This window comes from Sphingobacterium thalpophilum (assembly GCF_038396785.1).
Classification (GTDB): Bacteria; Bacteroidota; Bacteroidia; order Sphingobacteriales; family Sphingobacteriaceae; genus Sphingobacterium; species Sphingobacterium thalpophilum_A.
Map to the genome: position 1 here is coordinate 1,902,554 of NZ_CP151087.1, position 16,472 is coordinate 1,919,025.

Genomic DNA, 16,472 nt, shown 5'->3' on the forward strand with positions numbered 1-16,472 from the left:
TAGCGTATTTTTGCATATGTTTTTATACAATGTCTCCGTTATAGCAGAAGAAACAATCCATCAAGAGGTCGTTTCATGGATTCAGGATAATATCGTGCAATCCCAAAAATTTCAAGTGCATTTTCTGGAAATGCTCCAGTCTCCACACGAAGGTATGACCTACTGCATTCAGGTTATACTCCCTACAGAAGACCATATAGCAGATTTTCAGCAACTACATCTAATCCCATTACAACAACTCATTTCGGACGTATATAAAGACAAGGTGTTCCTTTTCGACAGTACCATGAAGTATCTAAAAAAATAAAAGAGCTCTTTGGAGCTCTTTTATTTTTTTATCTCATTAATACCGTTACTATCTTCTTCAAGATTCATATTATTCTTTTCACCTATCTCTGCCGCCAATTCATAGCGCGGATCATAACTGATTTTTGGCGTTAAAAAATGAAGTAAAATCAAACGGGCATATCTAAAATTAAAAGGTGCGAAGACCAAAATGGTTAAAGCTAGACCAATCAGATAAGACCAAGGAGACTCGCTTCCTGTCAAAATTGCGATAGCAACAGATACAGTAACAATCTCAGCGACAGACAAAGCATAACTCACATACATGGCAGCATAGAAATACCCCGGCTCAACCTCGTACTTGACACCACAATAAGGGCAAGTATCATTCATATGCTGCTTATGTAAACTGTATACCTTTCCTACAAATACATTACCAATATGACACTTCGGACATTTGGAATGTATCATTGCATGGAATTTGGATGTGGGCATTAATAATCTATTTTATTTCGTTTAAAAATTTCTTTGTTACGGGGTTCTTCTTGCGGTATTTTTTATACCATAAATAACCAAGGCCCGCCGCGGCTAGATAAGGTATTACCAATAGAAACAAAATACCGTCATTCAGACCTCTTCCTTGCATATTTCCTTCCTTCGTAGAATTCTCAGCGTTCAATGTACACATCGCACACTGTCCGTACGAAACAGAAACAGCCGAGCAGCTTAAGGTAAATATTAGGAGTAAATATTTAAACCATTTCATAGCACAAAGGTACTGAAATTTTAACGATTAACGTGCCAAAGATTCAAATTTATCCCAGAAGCCATCTTTCGGCAAAGAAGCGATCAATTCCATCTTATCCTTTTTTATTGGATGCGTAAAGGCCAATGAACGGGAATGTAAACAAATACTGCCCAAAGAACTGCCTCTTGGATACCCATACTTATTATCACCAACAATAGGACAACCCATCGCTGCAAGTTGCGCGCGAATCTGATGGGTACGACCTGTTAAAGGTTCTACGCGCAGCAAATAGAATCCATTCAACTCACCCACCAATGTATAATCCAGCTCGGCATAACTTCCGCCTTTCACCTCGCGTGGAAAGGCCTTTGTTACCCTTGTTTGTCTATTCCGAACCAACCAATTGATCAGTTTCCCCTCAGTTTTTCGCGGACGCTGTCTGACTATTGCCAAATAGGTCTTTTTCACATGTCTATCCTGAAAAAATTTATTCATTCGCTCTAGCGCCTTACTTGTTTTGGCGAACAAAATCATACCACTAACAGGCCTATCTAATCGATGAATAACACCGACAAATGCTTCATTTGGCTTATCATATTTCTTTTTCAAATATACTTTCACCATATCTTCTAAAGATAGGTCTCCTGTTTCATCCACCTGCACAATATCCCCCGCTTTCTTATTTATAGCGATGAGATGATTATCTTCGTAAATGACGTCTTTATCGGTTATTTCGCTGTGATTCATTTCTTTCAAATCTAAAAGGGGTATCCAAATGCTATACAATACTTAAAGTTTGTTGACTTGGCTCCCCACAATTATGGTATTATTTATTAAAAAAGGCCCTACGCAAGCGTACAGCCTTTCCTTATGCTCTTTTTTTAACACAACTTATTTTGCAGTGTCCGCTTTAAGCAATTCAGCTTTTTTCGCGTCCTCCTTCATCTTCTTTTTAAAGAAACCACGCAGCAAGAAATTATGCTGTAGCGCTTCCATATTCTCGTCCAGTTTGGATGTGCTCGAATTTAAATTATTGATTGCCGATTTAATTTGATTTGCCGATGCCGGATCATTCAATAACACACCCACCGCATTATCTTTATCATTCAATCGACTTGAAGCATTATTCAAATTGTTTATCAATGCATTTGCTGTCTGAGAAACTCCTTGCAACTGCGCTGCAGACTGACGCAGGTTAGAGAATATAGCTGTATCAGTCGTTAAATCATGAATCAAGCCCTTATTGCTGTTTAAAGAGTTTGTCAAGGTAACCAAATTAGCAGATGCTTTGTTCGCATTATTCATTGCAGCACTGATTGACAATAACGTAGCACGCAATGTGTTAACCATAGAAGTATCGGTCAACATCGCTCCAACCATTCCTTTTCCGTCCGCCAATCCACGTGATATTTCTACAAAGTCAGTAGTAATCTTTGCTAAGTTTTCATTATTTACCTGCAATGTTTCCATCATTGCTTCCATGTCCGCAGTCTTCGCCGAACGCAAGAAATCACCTGTCTCCACTGTTGGCGCATTTTGCGACCCTCCAGAAATCACTACGATCTTATTACCAATCAAACCGTCCGAGCCCAATTTTGTTACAGCATCTTTACGAATATATTCAGCAGATTTCTCCTCGATTGTCAATACCACCTCAACATCCTGCACGCTTTTAAAATGTATATTCTTAATGATCCCTACCTTAACCCCAGAAAACCACACATTACTCCCCACTTTCAATCCAGCGACATCGGGAAATGAAGTCGTAATTTCGATATTTCTAGTAAATTTCTTTTGCTGGCTACCCAAAATAAAAATACCCGCTAAAAGAATCAATACGCCTAAAAAAACAAAAATACCGACAATGATTGCTCTTTTATTTTCTGCCTTACTCATGTATATTATAGAATAAAATTATAATTATAAAACGCTCTTACACGTGCGTCATCTGTATCAAAAATCTCTTCAAAAGACCCCTGTCTTTCAAACTTGCCATCCAACAACATTACAATACGGTCTCCCACCTCTTTCGCACAAGCTAAATCATGCGTAATAATAATTGATGCTGTTTTATACCTCTCCTGAACCTCATTAATCAATCCATTAATCTCCAAACAAGTGATCGGATCTAGTCCTGCTGTTGGTTCATCGTACATCATGATTTCAGGTCTAAGAATCAGTGTGCGCGCAATGCCAATTCGTTTACGTTGTCCACCCGACAACTCCGATGGCATCTGATTGATAGCTTGCGAAAGCCCTACTCCATCCAAAACCTCTTCTACAGCGTAGTTGATCTCCGAACGTGTTAAGTTCCGTTTATTTCGAACCAATGGAAATTCCAAATTTTCGCGCACAGTCATACTATCATAAAGCGCACTATTCTGAAAAGAAAACCCTATTTTTAAGCGTAATTCACGCAGTTCGCGATCATTTAATTCAAGAACTGACTCTCCCAAAACATTGATCGTCCCCTCATCCGGTCTTAATAAACCAGAAATCAATTTGATCAACACTGATTTCCCCGTTCCAGAACGTCCAAGCACAACGAGATTTTCTTCTTTATATAAATCCAGGTTGACACCACGTAGGACGTGATTATCACCGAAAGACTTGCTAACATCCCTAATTTCAATGACCGGCTTCGAATGGTCGATGGTTGATTTAATCTTTTCCATAGCTCGCTATCCAAAGAACGATAAAACTTGAACAATAATTATTTCCTCAATAAATACAAGGAACATCGAAGCGACAACGGCCGCATTGGCTGCCTTACCCACACCTTCAGTCCCCTTTGAAGAAAAATAACCGCAATAACAACTTACAGCTCCAATAGTAAAACCAAATATAACCGCACGCAAAACCATAGCACCTAAATCCTTAAATGCTATCGTCTCAAATACTTGCGTAAAAAAACTCAAAAAGCTTAAGTCGTCTTTACTCATCATACTTAGGTAACCGCCTAAAAGACCTATACCCGCTACATAAAAACATAGTACAGGAATCCCAATAGTTGTAGCTAATATTCTACTTACAATAAGATACTTATATGGATTAGTTCCCGAAACTTCCATGGCATCGATTTGCTCCGTGACATTCATCGAACTTAGTTCCGCACCGATTTGCGAGCCCACTTTACCCGAAGCTATTAAAGCTGTCACCAGCGGTGCAAGAGCACGAACAATAGCAATCGAAATAAGCGAAGGCAACATCGAAGTCGCCCCGAATTCTTCCAAAGAAGGACGCGATTGTTTTGTAAAGACAAATCCAACAATAAACCCCGTTAAACTGATCAAAGGCAAAGATTTGTAGCCTATTTCATAGCACTGGCGGACAATTTCTTTAAATTCATATGGTGGAGTTACCAATTCGCGCCAAAACCGTAGCAAAAAACGGTGAATGTTTGCGAATTCTAGAAAAAAAGTCTGAAGTTTTTTAGCCATTTAAATGATGTCTATTTCAAATTAATGTGTCATAAAACACGTCTTATGCTGAACAAACACGTAGCAATTCGAGCGGTAAAGGTAAATAAAAAATATGTATCTAAAATTGTCGTTTATGTAAAAAGATCATCAATTTGACTTTTATATAAAAAAAATCAGATCTCCAGTGTACCGATTAAACCATTTTATACGTTATGCTGTCATAATAACAAAGACAATACAATAGAGTTTTGTCACACTTTTAAATATTACAGTCATGAAAAATTTAGGCAACATAAAATATTGGGTACTTGGTTTTATAGGTATCGCTTCTTTTTCAAGTTGCGCGACTTCGATGGCCCAACGGGGTGGATATAATGGTTATAACAATTATAACAATGCTGGAGTTTCGTTCCAGATGTTCTATGATCAACTCTCCCCTTACGGACAATGGGTTAATGATCCCAATTATGGTTATGTCTGGATTCCGGACGTTGGCCCGAACTTCCAGCCTTATGCTACCAATGGTTATTGGACAATGACCGACTATGGTAATACCTGGGTATCCAACTATGACTGGGGTTGGGCTCCATTTCATTACGGTCGCTGGAACTATAATGACCGCTATGGATGGGGATGGGTTCCTGACTATGAATGGGGACCAGCATGGGTAAATTGGCGTCAAAGTAACGACTATTACGGTTGGGCACCAATGGGCCCGGGCATGAGTATCAATGTATCCGTTAATATTCCAATGAACTTCTGGACATTTGTAGCGGTCAATCACTTTATGAGTAGGGATATGGATAGGTATTATGTTAATCGAAGAAATTACAATAATATCTATAACAGAACCACTATTATCAACAATACTACGATAATTAACAATAACTATTATGTTGGTGGCCCTCGAAGATCTGACATCGAACGTTCGACAGGAAGAAGTGTGACAGTTAATAGAATCGCAAATGCCGATCGACCTGGATCTACCCGTAGTAGCAGCAATCGTAGTAATGAAATCAGTATGTACCGTCCAAATGTAGACCGTAATACACGATCTTCTGCACGTCCTACAAATGTCGTGGATGCTTCTACCCGAACACGTAATAACAATAGTGAGATTTCAGATCGTACCAATCGTGTTATCAGCAATCGGGACAACATCGATTCAAGATCAGGAAGTCGTGAGTTATATATCGATAACAGCGGAAATGCTTCTGTAAGGTCTCGTAATGATGCCAACAACAACGGCGGTTCAAGCCGTAGTTCAAATAATAATACTAGGACGAGCGAAAATGGAACTGTAAATAGAAATACGAACGGTACACAACCTAATTCGAATAACTATGATTTTAGAACGCGGTCAGGTCGGCAATCGGATGCTTCAAACAATAACAACCCTACATCTACCAGTAGAAATAGACAAAATGGCTCCGTTGATAATAATGGTGTTATAAACGGCAGAAGTACAGACTACAATAGAAACACAGATTATAATTCACGTTCGCGGTCAAATGCGAGCAGCTCTGACCAGACTGTGCCTCCACGAGTAGTTCAACCGACAACAACGCCGCAACGCAATGGAAATTATGATGGCAGCAGAACACGTTCAAGCCAACCTGTGTCACAGCCTGTAGCACAACCAACTCAAAATCGGAGCTACGAAAACACAAGAAGTAGATCAAATACAGACAATTCATCGTCTGTATCGCGATCAAGGTCTTCAGAAAGCTCTGGTGAACGTAGCTCTGGACGTTCTTCACAAGGATCAGAAAGATCTAGAACAAGATAATGACAGCCGAATAAAATAATAAATCATATCTGGCGGGTAAAATGAAAAATTTTACCCGCCTTTTATATGCATGTCTTTTTATATTTATCATGAACAATCCCTGCATTTTCACGTTAATTAGTAAATTTACCGCTTCAAACAAAAAAACAGATCGATAAAGATGGCTTCATTTACCTCTATATTAGATAATGACTTTTACAAATTCACCATGCAGCATGCTGTGGTTAAGTTGTTTCCAAAGGCCAAGGCACGTTATCATTTTATTAACCGGGGACATCATAAATTTCCCGATGGTTTTGACGTGCTCCTGAAGGAAGCCGTCAATGAGATGGCTAATTTGAAGTTAACAAAAGCAGAAAAGGCATTTTTTGCCAGAACATGTCCTTATATAGACCCAACCTATTTTGACTTTCTTCAAGGTTATCGCTACGATCCCGAAGAGATCAAAATATTCCAGGATGGCCCCGACCTTGAAGTCATTATTGAAGGGTACTGGTACCGTACTATTCTTTGGGAGGTTCCGTTGATGTCGCTCATCTGTGAACTTTTTTATGAATCCCAAGGTTTACAACATGCCTCGGATGTAGAAGTGATCGCCACAGCCAAAGATAAAATCGAAAAATATAAAAAACTCAATATCACAATTGCTGATTTTGGCACGCGCAGACGTCATTCTTATGAAGTCCATGATATGGTCGTTCGCACACTGAAGCAATATGGCGAAAAAACATTTATAGGTACCAGCAATGTACATTTAGCAATGAAATATGAAACGAAACCAATTGGCACACACGCCCATGAATGGTTTATGTTTCACGCCGCCAAATACGGATATAAAATGGCGAATCTCCTTGGCCTTGAACATTGGTCTGATGTCTACCGGGGTGACCTCGGAATAGCACTATCGGACACCTATACGACGGAAGTCTTCTTTCAGCAGTTTGACAAAAAATTAACCAAATTATTTGATGGAGTCCGACACGACAGTGGAGATCCACTTGAATTTACAGATAAGGTCATCGCACATTATAAGAAGAATGGAATCGATCCCCTCTCCAAAACAATTATATTCTCGGATGGACTGGACTATGAGAAAGTCGAAAGAATCGCGAGCTACTGTGAGGGAAAAATCTTGCATTCCTTTGGCGTTGGCACCAATTTCACCAATGATGTCGGTCTTAAACCCATGAATATCGTCATTAAGATGACCGACGCTTTGCCAGAAGATGATCAATGGACCCCGGTCATCAAACTATCTGACGAACCCATGAAACATACGGGAGATGAAGACTCCATATATATAGCAAAAAAAGTACTAATGATTGATGATGACAATGCATAGAGACGTATACGGTGAAGCTTTAGATGATTATTTCGTACATCAAGAAGAAAAATTTCCTTTAGTACTCCACACGAGTTATGGCGACCGAGACGAAATGCCGGTCGAGATTTTCTTTCGTGAACCTGATGATTTCCCTGAACTGGAATTTATTGGTCTATCCTTATGTGATGGACGTGTACTGGATGTTGGAGCTGGAGTTGGCAGCCATAGCCTTTATCTACAAGAAAAAGGTTTTGAAGTAGATGCACTGGAACTCTCGCAGACCGCCTGCCATATTATGCAACAACGCGGGGTACAACATATTATCTGCGAAGATTTCTATAAATTCGAAGGCCAAAAATACGATACACTTTTGCTTTTGATGAACGGAATAGGCCTTGCTGGCGACGTAGATGGCTTTCGAAAACTATTACAGCATAGCAAAGAATTATTGACTGAAAATGGCCAACTGATTTTTGACTCTTCAGACATCAGTTATCTGTACAAAGATTATAACATCAAAAAACCAGCGCATTATTTTGGGGAAATTCAATATCAATACGAATACAAAGGCAAAAAAGGAAACCTGTTCAAATGGCTCTATTTAGACCAGGATTTATTGATCAAAATTTCGCACGAACTGGGTTGGGTTGTACAAATTTTGTATGAAGATGAGAATGATCAATACCTCGTCCGCATGGAACTAAAAAAATAGCCTGTTATTCTAACAGGCTATTTTTTTATTATTTCTATGTTATTATATATATTATTTCTGTGTTCTTATATAGATATCTCCCATGGATGTTTTTAAGATAACATCCTGTCCTCCACCATTCATTTTGCCTTTCACGGCGTTACCCATCGGAGTTGATTTGGCTTCCTCGGCAGGTTTTTCGAATTGAAATTCGTCGGCAGCATAGATATTACCCATGGCTGATTTCACATCCACATTAGCTCCGAAATTCTTTGGAAAGGCAACATCTACGGCGCCCATGGCAGCGACTAAAGAAATCGGTCCTTTGACAGGTTGAACAAATTTGGCTGTAACATCTCCCTGTGAAACCTTTACATTGATCGGCCCGGTAACATTCAATAAATTCACGTCGCCTATCGTACTAGCAACTTCAACCTCAGCCCGGATATCTTTTAATTCGATAACTCCAGCATTAAACATGGCTCCACGCCCTCCCTTGATCGTCACAGGTAAATCCATCGGTATCTTGATACGAATAGAATCCTCTAAGGGCATCCCAACCATGCTTATTTCCGTCACTCCACCTTCTGTCTTGATATTCATACCAAGTCCTGAATTATCCGATAATCCCGAGCCATTGATCACACGTAGGCCTTTTGCGCGGTCATTTTCTTCAGTCTCCTCCACCTTGGCTGTAATCAGCACATCTTTTCCTTTATAACCTTCAATATAAACATTATCCAGTTTTAGTAAAAGCTTGTTTCCCAAGTTGGGCACTTTAATTTCTTTCCAGTTTTTCGGCCCACTACTACGACCGAATCCAGCGGAACTAAAAGTGAAATTATTACTATTATTTACTATAACGCCTGAAACCGCTCTGGCCTTTTTAGGAGGATTAGGAGGTTTTGGCGGCGCCACACTCTCTAAAGTTTCATTTACCTGGGCCTGCAATGCGCTTGCAAAGATCAGTGCGACCCCAATCATCATTATCCTTATCTTTTTCATTTCGTTTTAATTTATCTTCATTATTTGTCAAATAATGCATTTTAAGCTTTTTCATAGATTAACCTACACAATCTGACTTCTACCTTAATATATCCTATTATTGATTTAATAATACCGCATATGCTTGCTCCTTCACAAATTTCAGGGTAAATGGATCTTCCACAATTTCATTTAACTTTTCTTTTGTTGTTGCTTTCATCGTCGGATCCTCCTGTTGAGCCATCATTTGCATCAGTTCCATTTGTAAAGTGGGGTCATTTTGCTCCACAAAGAAGTCCTGAACTTTCTGCTGACGTTCTTCTGGACTAAGTCCACCTAATATGGTTTCGATTGCAGCCATGCGGACATTACTACTTTGATCTGAGACAGCTGTCTTTTCCAAAGCTCCCACACTATTCCGATCTAACTTACCCCCATCTTTCATCGCCAAGACAGCACTTAAACGCGTGCTTGCGGAACTCGAATCCTGAAGCATCTGAACGTAATCCATTTTCTCTTCCATTTCACGATGAGCAGTTTCCGATACGCTTACTTTTGCCAATTGTTTTCCTTTGCTTTCGATACCGGCGATTGCCTTAACGGGAGCTGAAGCCTCTTGGCTACCAGTATGAATTCTCATCACCTCAGCATCAACTGCTTTTGCATTGTCTTCTTTTTCCGGAACAGTAATAGGATGTACCGCAGCCACAGGCTTTTCTACTTCTATGTCTCGTTGTTGATTAAAAACAATAAAAGTTGCTGTCCCAACTAACAGGGCTGCTGCCGCAATACTAGCCCACTTCCATAAAGGCTTAATCTTTCTTTCCTGAACAGGGGGAACTACTTGTGGTCTTATTTTATTCCATAAGTCAGCCGAAGGTTCTCTCTGATCAAATGCCTCCCGATTAGCGTTCACAAAATCTTTTAAATTATCCCGCATAATTATACCTTTCCTTCAATTCTTCGTAAATTTTCTTTTTAGCACGGCGATATTGACTACGCACAGCAACCGCTGTCATCCCCAATGTTTCCGCAACCTCATCATGGCTCATGTTTTCAAACAGGTAAAGATTAACAACCATCTTAGGCACGCCTGTCAATTGATCGATCACATGCTCTAAATCTGTCAAACGACATTCACGCCATTCTTTTTCCAGCAATTCGTCTTCGCCATCATCCTTAATTTCCAAATCATCCACCGGCGTAAAATATTGCTTATTCTTCCGTAACAGTGAGATTGCCTTATTCACCCCCATCCTTCTCAACCAGGCTTCCACACTGAGAACTAAATGCCATTTATCTGATCTTGAAAAAAAGTCAACAAAGGTTTCCTGTAAAATATCTTCACTTTCTTCCTGATTGGACAAAATCCGATAAATAGAATTAAAAATCTTTTTTGCATACCGATGATAGAGCTGTGCAAATCCAGACTCATTGCCCGTTTGGCACATCGCTAATAAATCTTTATCGCTAAGCTGATTTTGCACGTTCTAAAATTAATACTGTTAATTCTTATGTTTCTACTATGTAGTCGGGGCTCTGCTGAAAATGTTGCAATATAATTTTATTTTTTTTCTAAAATAATTCTAAAAATGCACAAAAGCCCATTAAAGGGCCTCCTTTCAACAAAAAACACTCAAGAATGAACTTGAGTGTCTGCATTAATAAAATAAACTTAATAAGGATTTTAAAACTCCAGGTATAAGATTATCGATTATTTAACTTTTAGATAGGTCTCCACAATGGTATGTTTAACGCCCAATTCAGGTAAGTTTTCCTCACCTGTCTGAACCAATGTATCTCCTTTTAAAGTAAGTTGAAAATCAAACTTATTACTTTCCCAATCGCGCATTGAACAATATTGTAATCTTTCTTGATAGTTGACACCATCAAAAGAATAGGTCCCCCCACCTGCGACAAACAGCGGTTCTTTACCTTTACCTTTTTCCTTATCGTGGTTAAAAAAGGAAAAATGGTCATCATTGAACATTTTAAACATTTCGGTTTTGCTCGTGTCCGTAAAAGCAGTTACCGTATCTTTCCCTTTGATTGTTTTGCTTTCAATAAGCTTATAGGTACCGGTCAAGGACTTGGCTTTTACTGCATCCACATCTTTCTTTTCGGTAGTATTTTTACATGAAAAAACAAGACAGGAAATCGCAATCGCAAATAGCAGTTGATTTTTTAGGTTTATCATATTTTATAAAAGGTTTAAAGAGGCCAAACTACGAAAGTTCAGCCTCAATCAAAAACAAACCATTGTAATTATTTATCCCACCAAACTCGACCAGACAACTTATCTCCGCCAGGTACTGCGGCTGAAGCCGCTCTGTAGTTTTCGCCATTGATAGCCGCTTCAGTAGAAGGATAAGGGAATCTTCTAGGAATAGTCCCCGAAGTAGCATTTCCTGGATAATTCACAGGAGTTAACGCCGGATACCCACTTCTGCGCCAGTTGCTCCAAGTTTCATAAAAATCCATCATCGTTATCGTATGTGCCCAGTATTGGGTATTGATCTGTTTTAAGGCATCAGCAGCATTATATGGATTCGCAGCCAAATAAGTCTCAGCATCTGCATCACTTATTGTCAAAGAACCATCATACTGATTCAGATAGGTAATGCTTGCCTTCACACCTTTTTTATAATGATCGCTTGCACTACCACCTATTCCCCAACGTTGGGCTGCCTCAGCCAACAGCAACTCGGATTCACCATAGGTCAAAATAAATGTCGCACCGGTCCGCTTGATCATATTAGGATTGGGCGAAGAATATTCTGCAAATGTCGTATAACTTGGGTCGCTACTAATGTTATACTGTGCATTTGATCCCAAATCTTTTCCATTCGGCATCCCCTTTTGCTTGGTTGGATCTGTGATAAAACTCCCGTTCTGTGTTTTGTCCTTTTCTGATAAATATAGTTTTGTAACAGCAACCTTTTGCAACCTCGGATCATTATTGCTTTTTAGATAGTCAATAAATGTTTTAGACCATTTTACATAATAATTCTCTTGGCCACCATCGCCCAATAAAACCTGGCTATTTCTATTCTGAGTAACCCTAGATCCTGATTCATCATGTAAAATAAATGCATTGTCGGCATTACTGTCCATTGTCTTACCCACAGCCTTCTGTACATATTCCTTCGCTTTAGATTCGTCTACTTTAACCAAACGCATCGCTGTTCGTAAGAGCAGAGAATTGCCAAATTTACGCCATTTGGCAATATCACCTTTATAAATAACATCACCAGTGACTTTATCACCATCATCCTTTAATGCTGCAGTAGCCGTTTCAAGTTCCTTTAGCAAATCGTTATAGATGTCCTGCTGCTTATCATACTTCGGTTTATAAACTTTGGTATAAAACCCCAGTCCCGCCTCCGAATAGGGGACATCACCATACAAATCAGTTAAGCGAGCAAAAATTAAAGCTTTCCAAATACGTGCGACATTGTACAGATTTGCATATTTTGGTTTGTCTTTTGTAAACTCAACCACATCCACAATATTACGAACCTGCTCAATATAGGCCCCAACTGTACCCGTACCCCAATACGCCGCGGTATAGCTTTCATTCAGCATATATTTATCGCCGGCCCAATAACTCACTACAGTCGATAGACCCTGCATCATTGTCGACGAGTAAATTAGATTTCCACGCCATGTATCGTATGCAAAATCAAAACTTCCTGTATAAAATAATTGTGCAGAGCTCAATGTATAATTTGGATCCCAATTTTCTTTACCATAAGCAACTGGATCTGTATTTATCTTATCAAAATCTTTTGTACAGCTACTTTCTATAAATAACGTCGCTGCCATTAAACTAATAACTACCGGTTTAATATATCTTTTCATGATTGTTTGCAATTAGAATTTAACACTTAAATTAACACCGTAAGTACGTACAGCTGGTACACCTCCAAGCTCTAGGCCCGGGAAAGTTGCATTATAGCTCGACTCTGGATCTATGTTATTTGTTTTCTTCATGATCGTCCAGAGATTGCGCGCTACAGCACTTACTGTAATCGACTTAACTTTGTTATTAAATAGATTGGATGGGAAAGTATAGCCCATAACGACCTGTCTCAATTTTACAAAATCAGCGCTGTTTACAAATATCTTAGATACATTATTTGCCGTATTGGTATAATAAGTAGAAGCTGTTCTGCCCAAGCTTTCACGATCAGCCACAGTTTCCTGATGTAATCCAAAAATATAACCGTAGTAATCTGTTCCCGAGAAAAGCTTTCCACCCCATTTTCCATCAACCAAGAAAGAAAAATTGAACCTTTTGTAGCTAAACTCATTGTTCCAGCCAGCAAACCATTTATTCATTGCCGAACCGTAGGACTTTAACTCACCCCGGTCAGGAGAACCATCGGCCAATTTTACGATCTCACCATTACTATCGTATTTATAATCGAAAGCCATGATCTGAAAAGCAGGCATACCAACTTTATTCATTAAGTAACCTACACCCGAACGCGAAGTCGCTACCGTCTGCTCGTCCATTCCTTCAGCCAATGAAATCACTTTATTGTCGTTGTAAGAACCATTCAATGAGGATACCCATTTAAAATCTTCCGTTTTGACAACTGTGGCTGAAATCAATGCTTCAAATCCCTTATTTTGCATTTTACCGGCATTGAGTACGGCACCAGCATATCCGCTTGCGGAAGGCGTTGTGATAAAGGAAATCTCATCTTTCGACTTTTTGTTATACCATGTTAGATCCAAATTTACACGATCATTAAAAAGACGCAACTCCGTTCCGATTTCCAACTCTGTTGCTGTAGAAGCTTTTAAAGAAGAGTTCGGAATATTCACATTGTTAATAACCCCTAAAGGTTGTCCGTTTAGTACCTCACTTCTAAAATTATAGGTTAACAAGGTTTGATAAGGATCTGTTGCCTGTCCTACCTGAGCAAAACCTGTTCTCAACTTTCCAAAACTCAACCATGATGGTTTTAGATATTCTGAAAAGATAAATGAACCCGAGATTGCGGGATAAACAGAGTTTAATTTATTATCTACTCCAGGTGTGGCTAAGGTAGAAAACCAGTCAGAGCGTAAACTACCAGTCAAATAAGCTATATCTTTATAAGCAAATTCTAAGGTACCATAAGTAGACTGTGTCTCCGATTCACTTTCGAGATACGCTACCGACTTATTTTTTGCGTTCAAAATATTATACACACCAAATATCGCGAAGTCGGTACCTAAATTGGTCGTCTGTCTGATTTTAGTATTTCGGTAACTCGCACCAAGATTAGGTGTAAGGGTATAATCTCCGAAAGTGAATGACTTACCGACCAAAACATCGGCATTAATATCTGCAAATTTAGTTTCTTGCTCTGCAATTTTACCATTCTCATAATAGCCGGTGCCAGAAGGAACAACATTCTTATAATGATCGGTATAACCATCTCTTCCTGCCCTTCCCTGAACAAACAAACCATTACCCATGGTATACTTTGCTGTTACGGAAGCGATCGAACGATCCCGGTTCGTATTATTGATAAACTCATTTGCTGCAAACCAAGGGTTGGTTGCATACACATTCCCCGAATTATAAAGGATTTCTTTTCCATTGTCATCTTTCCATGGCTTCAAATCGTTTACATTGATGCTCGTTGGCAAAAACATGACGTTGTAATTGGCATTTCCAGCACCGTCAGAAACCATTGGACGATTTTTGACTTGCTCCAGAATCATATTATAGCGTGCATCAATCGTCAAACCTTTGAGTGGCTCAAAAAGTCCAACCAAATTGAACGACTGTCTTTTCAGTCCCGAATTTGGAACAACAGATCTGTTATTGACATCTGTCCCTGACAGACGAATAGAGCCACCATCAAATGATTTATTTAACGCTAATGTATTAGTCCATGTCGAACCAGTGCGGTAAAACCGATCTAAATTTCCCTTTTGTAATGAATAAGGTCTTGATGCGCCATCGAATTGTACGACGGGTGTTCCATCTAATTTAGCTCCCCAGCTTGAACCTCCCACTTGGGCTGCGCCTGCTTGGTTCGTTGGCTTCTCACCGTTTGCCCCCTGACCATAGACTGTTTGCCAATTCGTGTTGTCTATAATTTGCTCGGCAACAAGGTTACTATTAAAATCGATCGAATTGCCTTTTCCTGATTTTGTTGTAATAAGGATAACCCCTGCCTTGGCTCTTGAACCATATAATGCAGATGCTGCAGCACCTTTCAATACCGAAATACTTTCAATATCGTCTGGGTTGATATTGCCGATTGCATCGCCAAGATCGGGTGCATTATCCCATTGGCTCCCTGAGTTTCCTTTGGAATTGGCGTTTCCGATACCTACCGGCTTACTTTCCATAGGAATACCGTTAATTACGTATAATGGTTGATTTGTCTGATTCAAACTCGATACCCCGCGGATGGTCACATTGGACGCAGCTCCGGCACCGCCAGAAGTAGAACTGATATCCAACCCGGCCACCTTTCCTACGAGTGAATTCATCACATTATTTTCACGGGCTGTGGTTAGCGATTCACCGGCAACCTGCGTAACAGAATACCCCAATGAGCGCTTCTCTTTCTTCATACCCAATGCCGTCACAACGACCTCATTGAGCATCCGATTATCTTCCAATAAAACAATTTTCAGATCACCCTCTTTGGTTACGGCCACTTCTTGCGAAGTGTAACCTGCAAAAGAAATAATTAAGGTGTTTCCCGTTGCCGCATCGATCATAAAGCGTCCATTGATATCTGTCGCTCGTCCTACCGCGGTTCCCTTAACACGTACCGTAGCACCAGCTAAGGGATTGCCTTTATCGTCAGTGACGACACCTGCGACAGCCACCTGCTGCTGTTGACTGACAACCACAAGACCTTCCTTAGAAACGGAATAAACCAATCCACTTTTATTGAAAAGCTTAGCCAATACATCCAATACCTTGGTATTATTCGCATTGACTGACACTTCTTTATTTAAATTTTCATTCGTCGAATTATAAACAAAGTAATAATCACTTTGCTCTTCGATCATTTTAAGTACCTTGCTCAGTTTTGTTTTTTGGACATCCAAGGAGACTTTTTGTTGGGAAAATACATTTGCCGAAACATTCATAACAGCACACGTAGTCATAATTAAGGCTAGTTTCATCCGGATAATGAATCTAAAATGCACAATATATCCATTGCGCATTTGCAATAAGCAATTTTTAATCATATTTTAGTGTTGGT

16 protein-coding genes are annotated in these 16,472 nt (G+C 39.6%); 4 read left to right on the forward strand and 12 right to left on the reverse strand.

What is annotated here, in order from left to right:
* Nucleotides 1–16: 16 nt before the first annotated feature.
* Complete coding sequence (locus tag AACH28_RS08560) at nt 17–307, forward strand: DUF4286 family protein (RefSeq protein WP_341832729.1); 291 nt, start codon at nt 17–19, stop codon at nt 305–307.
* A 20-nt stretch (nt 308–327) separates the two neighbouring features.
* Here the strand turns inward: AACH28_RS08560 and AACH28_RS08565 are convergent, their stop codons facing one another.
* The 6 genes from AACH28_RS08565 to AACH28_RS08590 form a co-directional block, all read right to left on the reverse strand.
* A complete protein-coding gene (locus AACH28_RS08565; protein WP_341832730.1) occupies nt 328–678 on the reverse strand; it encodes a DUF983 domain-containing protein in 351 nt (116 codons plus the stop codon).
* Nucleotides 679–787: 109 nt separating this feature from the next.
* On the reverse strand, nt 788–1,051 hold the full coding sequence (locus AACH28_RS08570; protein WP_070567322.1) for a hypothetical protein: 264 nt from the start codon (nt 1,049–1,051) through the stop codon (nt 788–790).
* 27 nt (nt 1,052–1,078) lie between these two features.
* Nucleotides 1,079–1,780: an RluA family pseudouridine synthase gene (locus tag AACH28_RS08575; protein ID WP_313184507.1), complete on the reverse strand. Its 702-nt coding sequence runs from the start codon at nt 1,778–1,780 to the stop codon at nt 1,079–1,081.
* Between the two features lie 144 nt (nt 1,781–1,924).
* Nucleotides 1,925–2,929, reverse strand: a complete 1,005-nt coding sequence (locus AACH28_RS08580; protein ID WP_070567326.1) for an MlaD family protein — start codon at nt 2,927–2,929, stop codon at nt 1,925–1,927.
* A 5-nt stretch (nt 2,930–2,934) separates the two neighbouring features.
* The gene (locus tag AACH28_RS08585; protein ID WP_075991660.1) at nt 2,935–3,708 is read right to left on the reverse strand and encodes an ABC transporter ATP-binding protein; all 774 of its coding nucleotides are present in this window, start codon (nt 3,706–3,708) and stop codon (nt 2,935–2,937) included.
* Nucleotides 3,709–3,714: 6 nt separating this feature from the next.
* On the reverse strand, nt 3,715–4,473 hold the full coding sequence (locus AACH28_RS08590; RefSeq protein WP_075991659.1) for an ABC transporter permease: 759 nt from the start codon (nt 4,471–4,473) through the stop codon (nt 3,715–3,717).
* A 256-nt stretch (nt 4,474–4,729) separates the two neighbouring features.
* Here AACH28_RS08590 and AACH28_RS08595 point away from each other — a divergent pair, with 256 nt between their 5' ends.
* The 3 genes from AACH28_RS08595 to AACH28_RS08605 all read left to right on the forward strand — a co-directional run bounded on the left by AACH28_RS08595 (nt 4,730) and on the right by AACH28_RS08605 (nt 8,280).
* On the forward strand, nt 4,730–6,244 hold the full coding sequence (locus tag AACH28_RS08595) for a DUF6600 domain-containing protein (protein WP_341832731.1): 1,515 nt from the start codon (nt 4,730–4,732) through the stop codon (nt 6,242–6,244).
* A gap of 160 nt (nt 6,245–6,404) precedes the next feature.
* Nucleotides 6,405–7,586 carry a nicotinate phosphoribosyltransferase gene (gene pncB, locus AACH28_RS08600; RefSeq protein WP_341832732.1) on the forward strand — a complete coding sequence of 394 codons (1,182 nt, stop codon included), beginning with the start codon at nt 6,405–6,407 and terminating at the stop codon, nt 7,584–7,586.
* Entirely contained in the window at nt 7,579–8,280 is a 702-nt protein-coding gene (locus AACH28_RS08605; protein WP_286752909.1) for a bifunctional 2-polyprenyl-6-hydroxyphenol methylase/3-demethylubiquinol 3-O-methyltransferase UbiG, read from the forward strand. Before pncB ends, AACH28_RS08605 begins: the two co-directional genes overlap by 8 nt.
* A gap of 51 nt (nt 8,281–8,331) precedes the next feature.
* Here AACH28_RS08605 and AACH28_RS08610 read toward each other — a convergent pair whose 3' ends face one another.
* The 6 genes from AACH28_RS08610 to AACH28_RS08635 all read right to left on the reverse strand — a co-directional run bounded on the left by AACH28_RS08610 (nt 8,332) and on the right by AACH28_RS08635 (nt 16,392).
* A complete protein-coding gene (locus AACH28_RS08610; RefSeq protein WP_341832733.1) occupies nt 8,332–9,264 on the reverse strand; it encodes a DUF4097 family beta strand repeat-containing protein in 933 nt (310 codons plus the stop codon).
* 97 nt (nt 9,265–9,361) lie between these two features.
* The gene (locus AACH28_RS08615; RefSeq protein WP_341832734.1) at nt 9,362–10,183 is read right to left on the reverse strand and encodes a hypothetical protein; all 822 of its coding nucleotides are present in this window, start codon (nt 10,181–10,183) and stop codon (nt 9,362–9,364) included.
* On the reverse strand, nt 10,173–10,730 hold the full coding sequence (locus AACH28_RS08620) for a sigma-70 family RNA polymerase sigma factor (protein ID WP_341832735.1): 558 nt from the start codon (nt 10,728–10,730) through the stop codon (nt 10,173–10,175). Before AACH28_RS08620 ends, AACH28_RS08615 begins: the two co-directional genes overlap by 11 nt.
* 227 nt (nt 10,731–10,957) lie before the next feature.
* Nucleotides 10,958–11,440, reverse strand: a complete 483-nt coding sequence (locus AACH28_RS08625; protein ID WP_075991653.1) for a hypothetical protein — start codon at nt 11,438–11,440, stop codon at nt 10,958–10,960.
* A gap of 68 nt (nt 11,441–11,508) precedes the next feature.
* The gene (locus AACH28_RS08630; RefSeq protein WP_333620835.1) at nt 11,509–13,104 is read right to left on the reverse strand and encodes a SusD/RagB family nutrient-binding outer membrane lipoprotein; all 1,596 of its coding nucleotides are present in this window, start codon (nt 13,102–13,104) and stop codon (nt 11,509–11,511) included.
* A gap of 12 nt (nt 13,105–13,116) precedes the next feature.
* Entirely contained in the window at nt 13,117–16,392 is a 3,276-nt protein-coding gene (locus AACH28_RS08635; protein ID WP_341832736.1) for a SusC/RagA family TonB-linked outer membrane protein, read from the reverse strand.
* Nucleotides 16,393–16,472: the final 80 nt, after the last annotated feature.

Excerpts from the sequence above, each read along its gene's own strand:
- AACH28_RS08585 (WP_075991660.1), bottom strand. The coding sequence starts at position 3,708 with ATGGAAAAGATTAAATCAACCATCGACCATTCGAAGCCGGTCATTGAA.
- AACH28_RS08575 (WP_313184507.1), bottom strand. The coding sequence starts at position 1,780 with ATGAATCACAGCGAAATAACCGATAAAGACGTCATTTACGAAGATAAT.
- AACH28_RS08595 (WP_341832731.1), top strand. The coding sequence starts at position 4,730 with ATGAAAAATTTAGGCAACATAAAATATTGGGTACTTGGTTTTATAGGT.
- AACH28_RS08630 (WP_333620835.1), bottom strand. The coding sequence starts at position 13,104 with ATGAAAAGATATATTAAACCGGTAGTTATTAGTTTAATGGCAGCGACG.
- pncB (WP_341832732.1), top strand. The coding sequence starts at position 6,405 with ATGGCTTCATTTACCTCTATATTAGATAATGACTTTTACAAATTCACC.
- AACH28_RS08565 (WP_341832730.1), bottom strand. The coding sequence starts at position 678 with ATGAATGATACTTGCCCTTATTGTGGTGTCAAGTACGAGGTTGAGCCG.
- AACH28_RS08560 (WP_341832729.1), top strand. The coding sequence starts at position 17 with ATGTTTTTATACAATGTCTCCGTTATAGCAGAAGAAACAATCCATCAA.
- AACH28_RS08610 (WP_341832733.1), bottom strand. The coding sequence starts at position 9,264 with ATGAAAAAGATAAGGATAATGATGATTGGGGTCGCACTGATCTTTGCA.
- AACH28_RS08570 (WP_070567322.1), bottom strand. The coding sequence starts at position 1,051 with ATGAAATGGTTTAAATATTTACTCCTAATATTTACCTTAAGCTGCTCG.
- AACH28_RS08580 (WP_070567326.1), bottom strand. The coding sequence starts at position 2,929 with ATGAGTAAGGCAGAAAATAAAAGAGCAATCATTGTCGGTATTTTTGTT.
- AACH28_RS08635 (WP_341832736.1), bottom strand. The coding sequence starts at position 16,392 with ATGAAACTAGCCTTAATTATGACTACGTGTGCTGTTATGAATGTTTCG.
- AACH28_RS08590 (WP_075991659.1), bottom strand. The coding sequence starts at position 4,473 with ATGGCTAAAAAACTTCAGACTTTTTTTCTAGAATTCGCAAACATTCAC.
- AACH28_RS08625 (WP_075991653.1), bottom strand. The coding sequence starts at position 11,440 with ATGATAAACCTAAAAAATCAACTGCTATTTGCGATTGCGATTTCCTGT.
- AACH28_RS08605 (WP_286752909.1), top strand. The coding sequence starts at position 7,579 with ATGCATAGAGACGTATACGGTGAAGCTTTAGATGATTATTTCGTACAT.
- AACH28_RS08615 (WP_341832734.1), bottom strand. The coding sequence starts at position 10,183 with ATGCGGGATAATTTAAAAGATTTTGTGAACGCTAATCGGGAGGCATTT.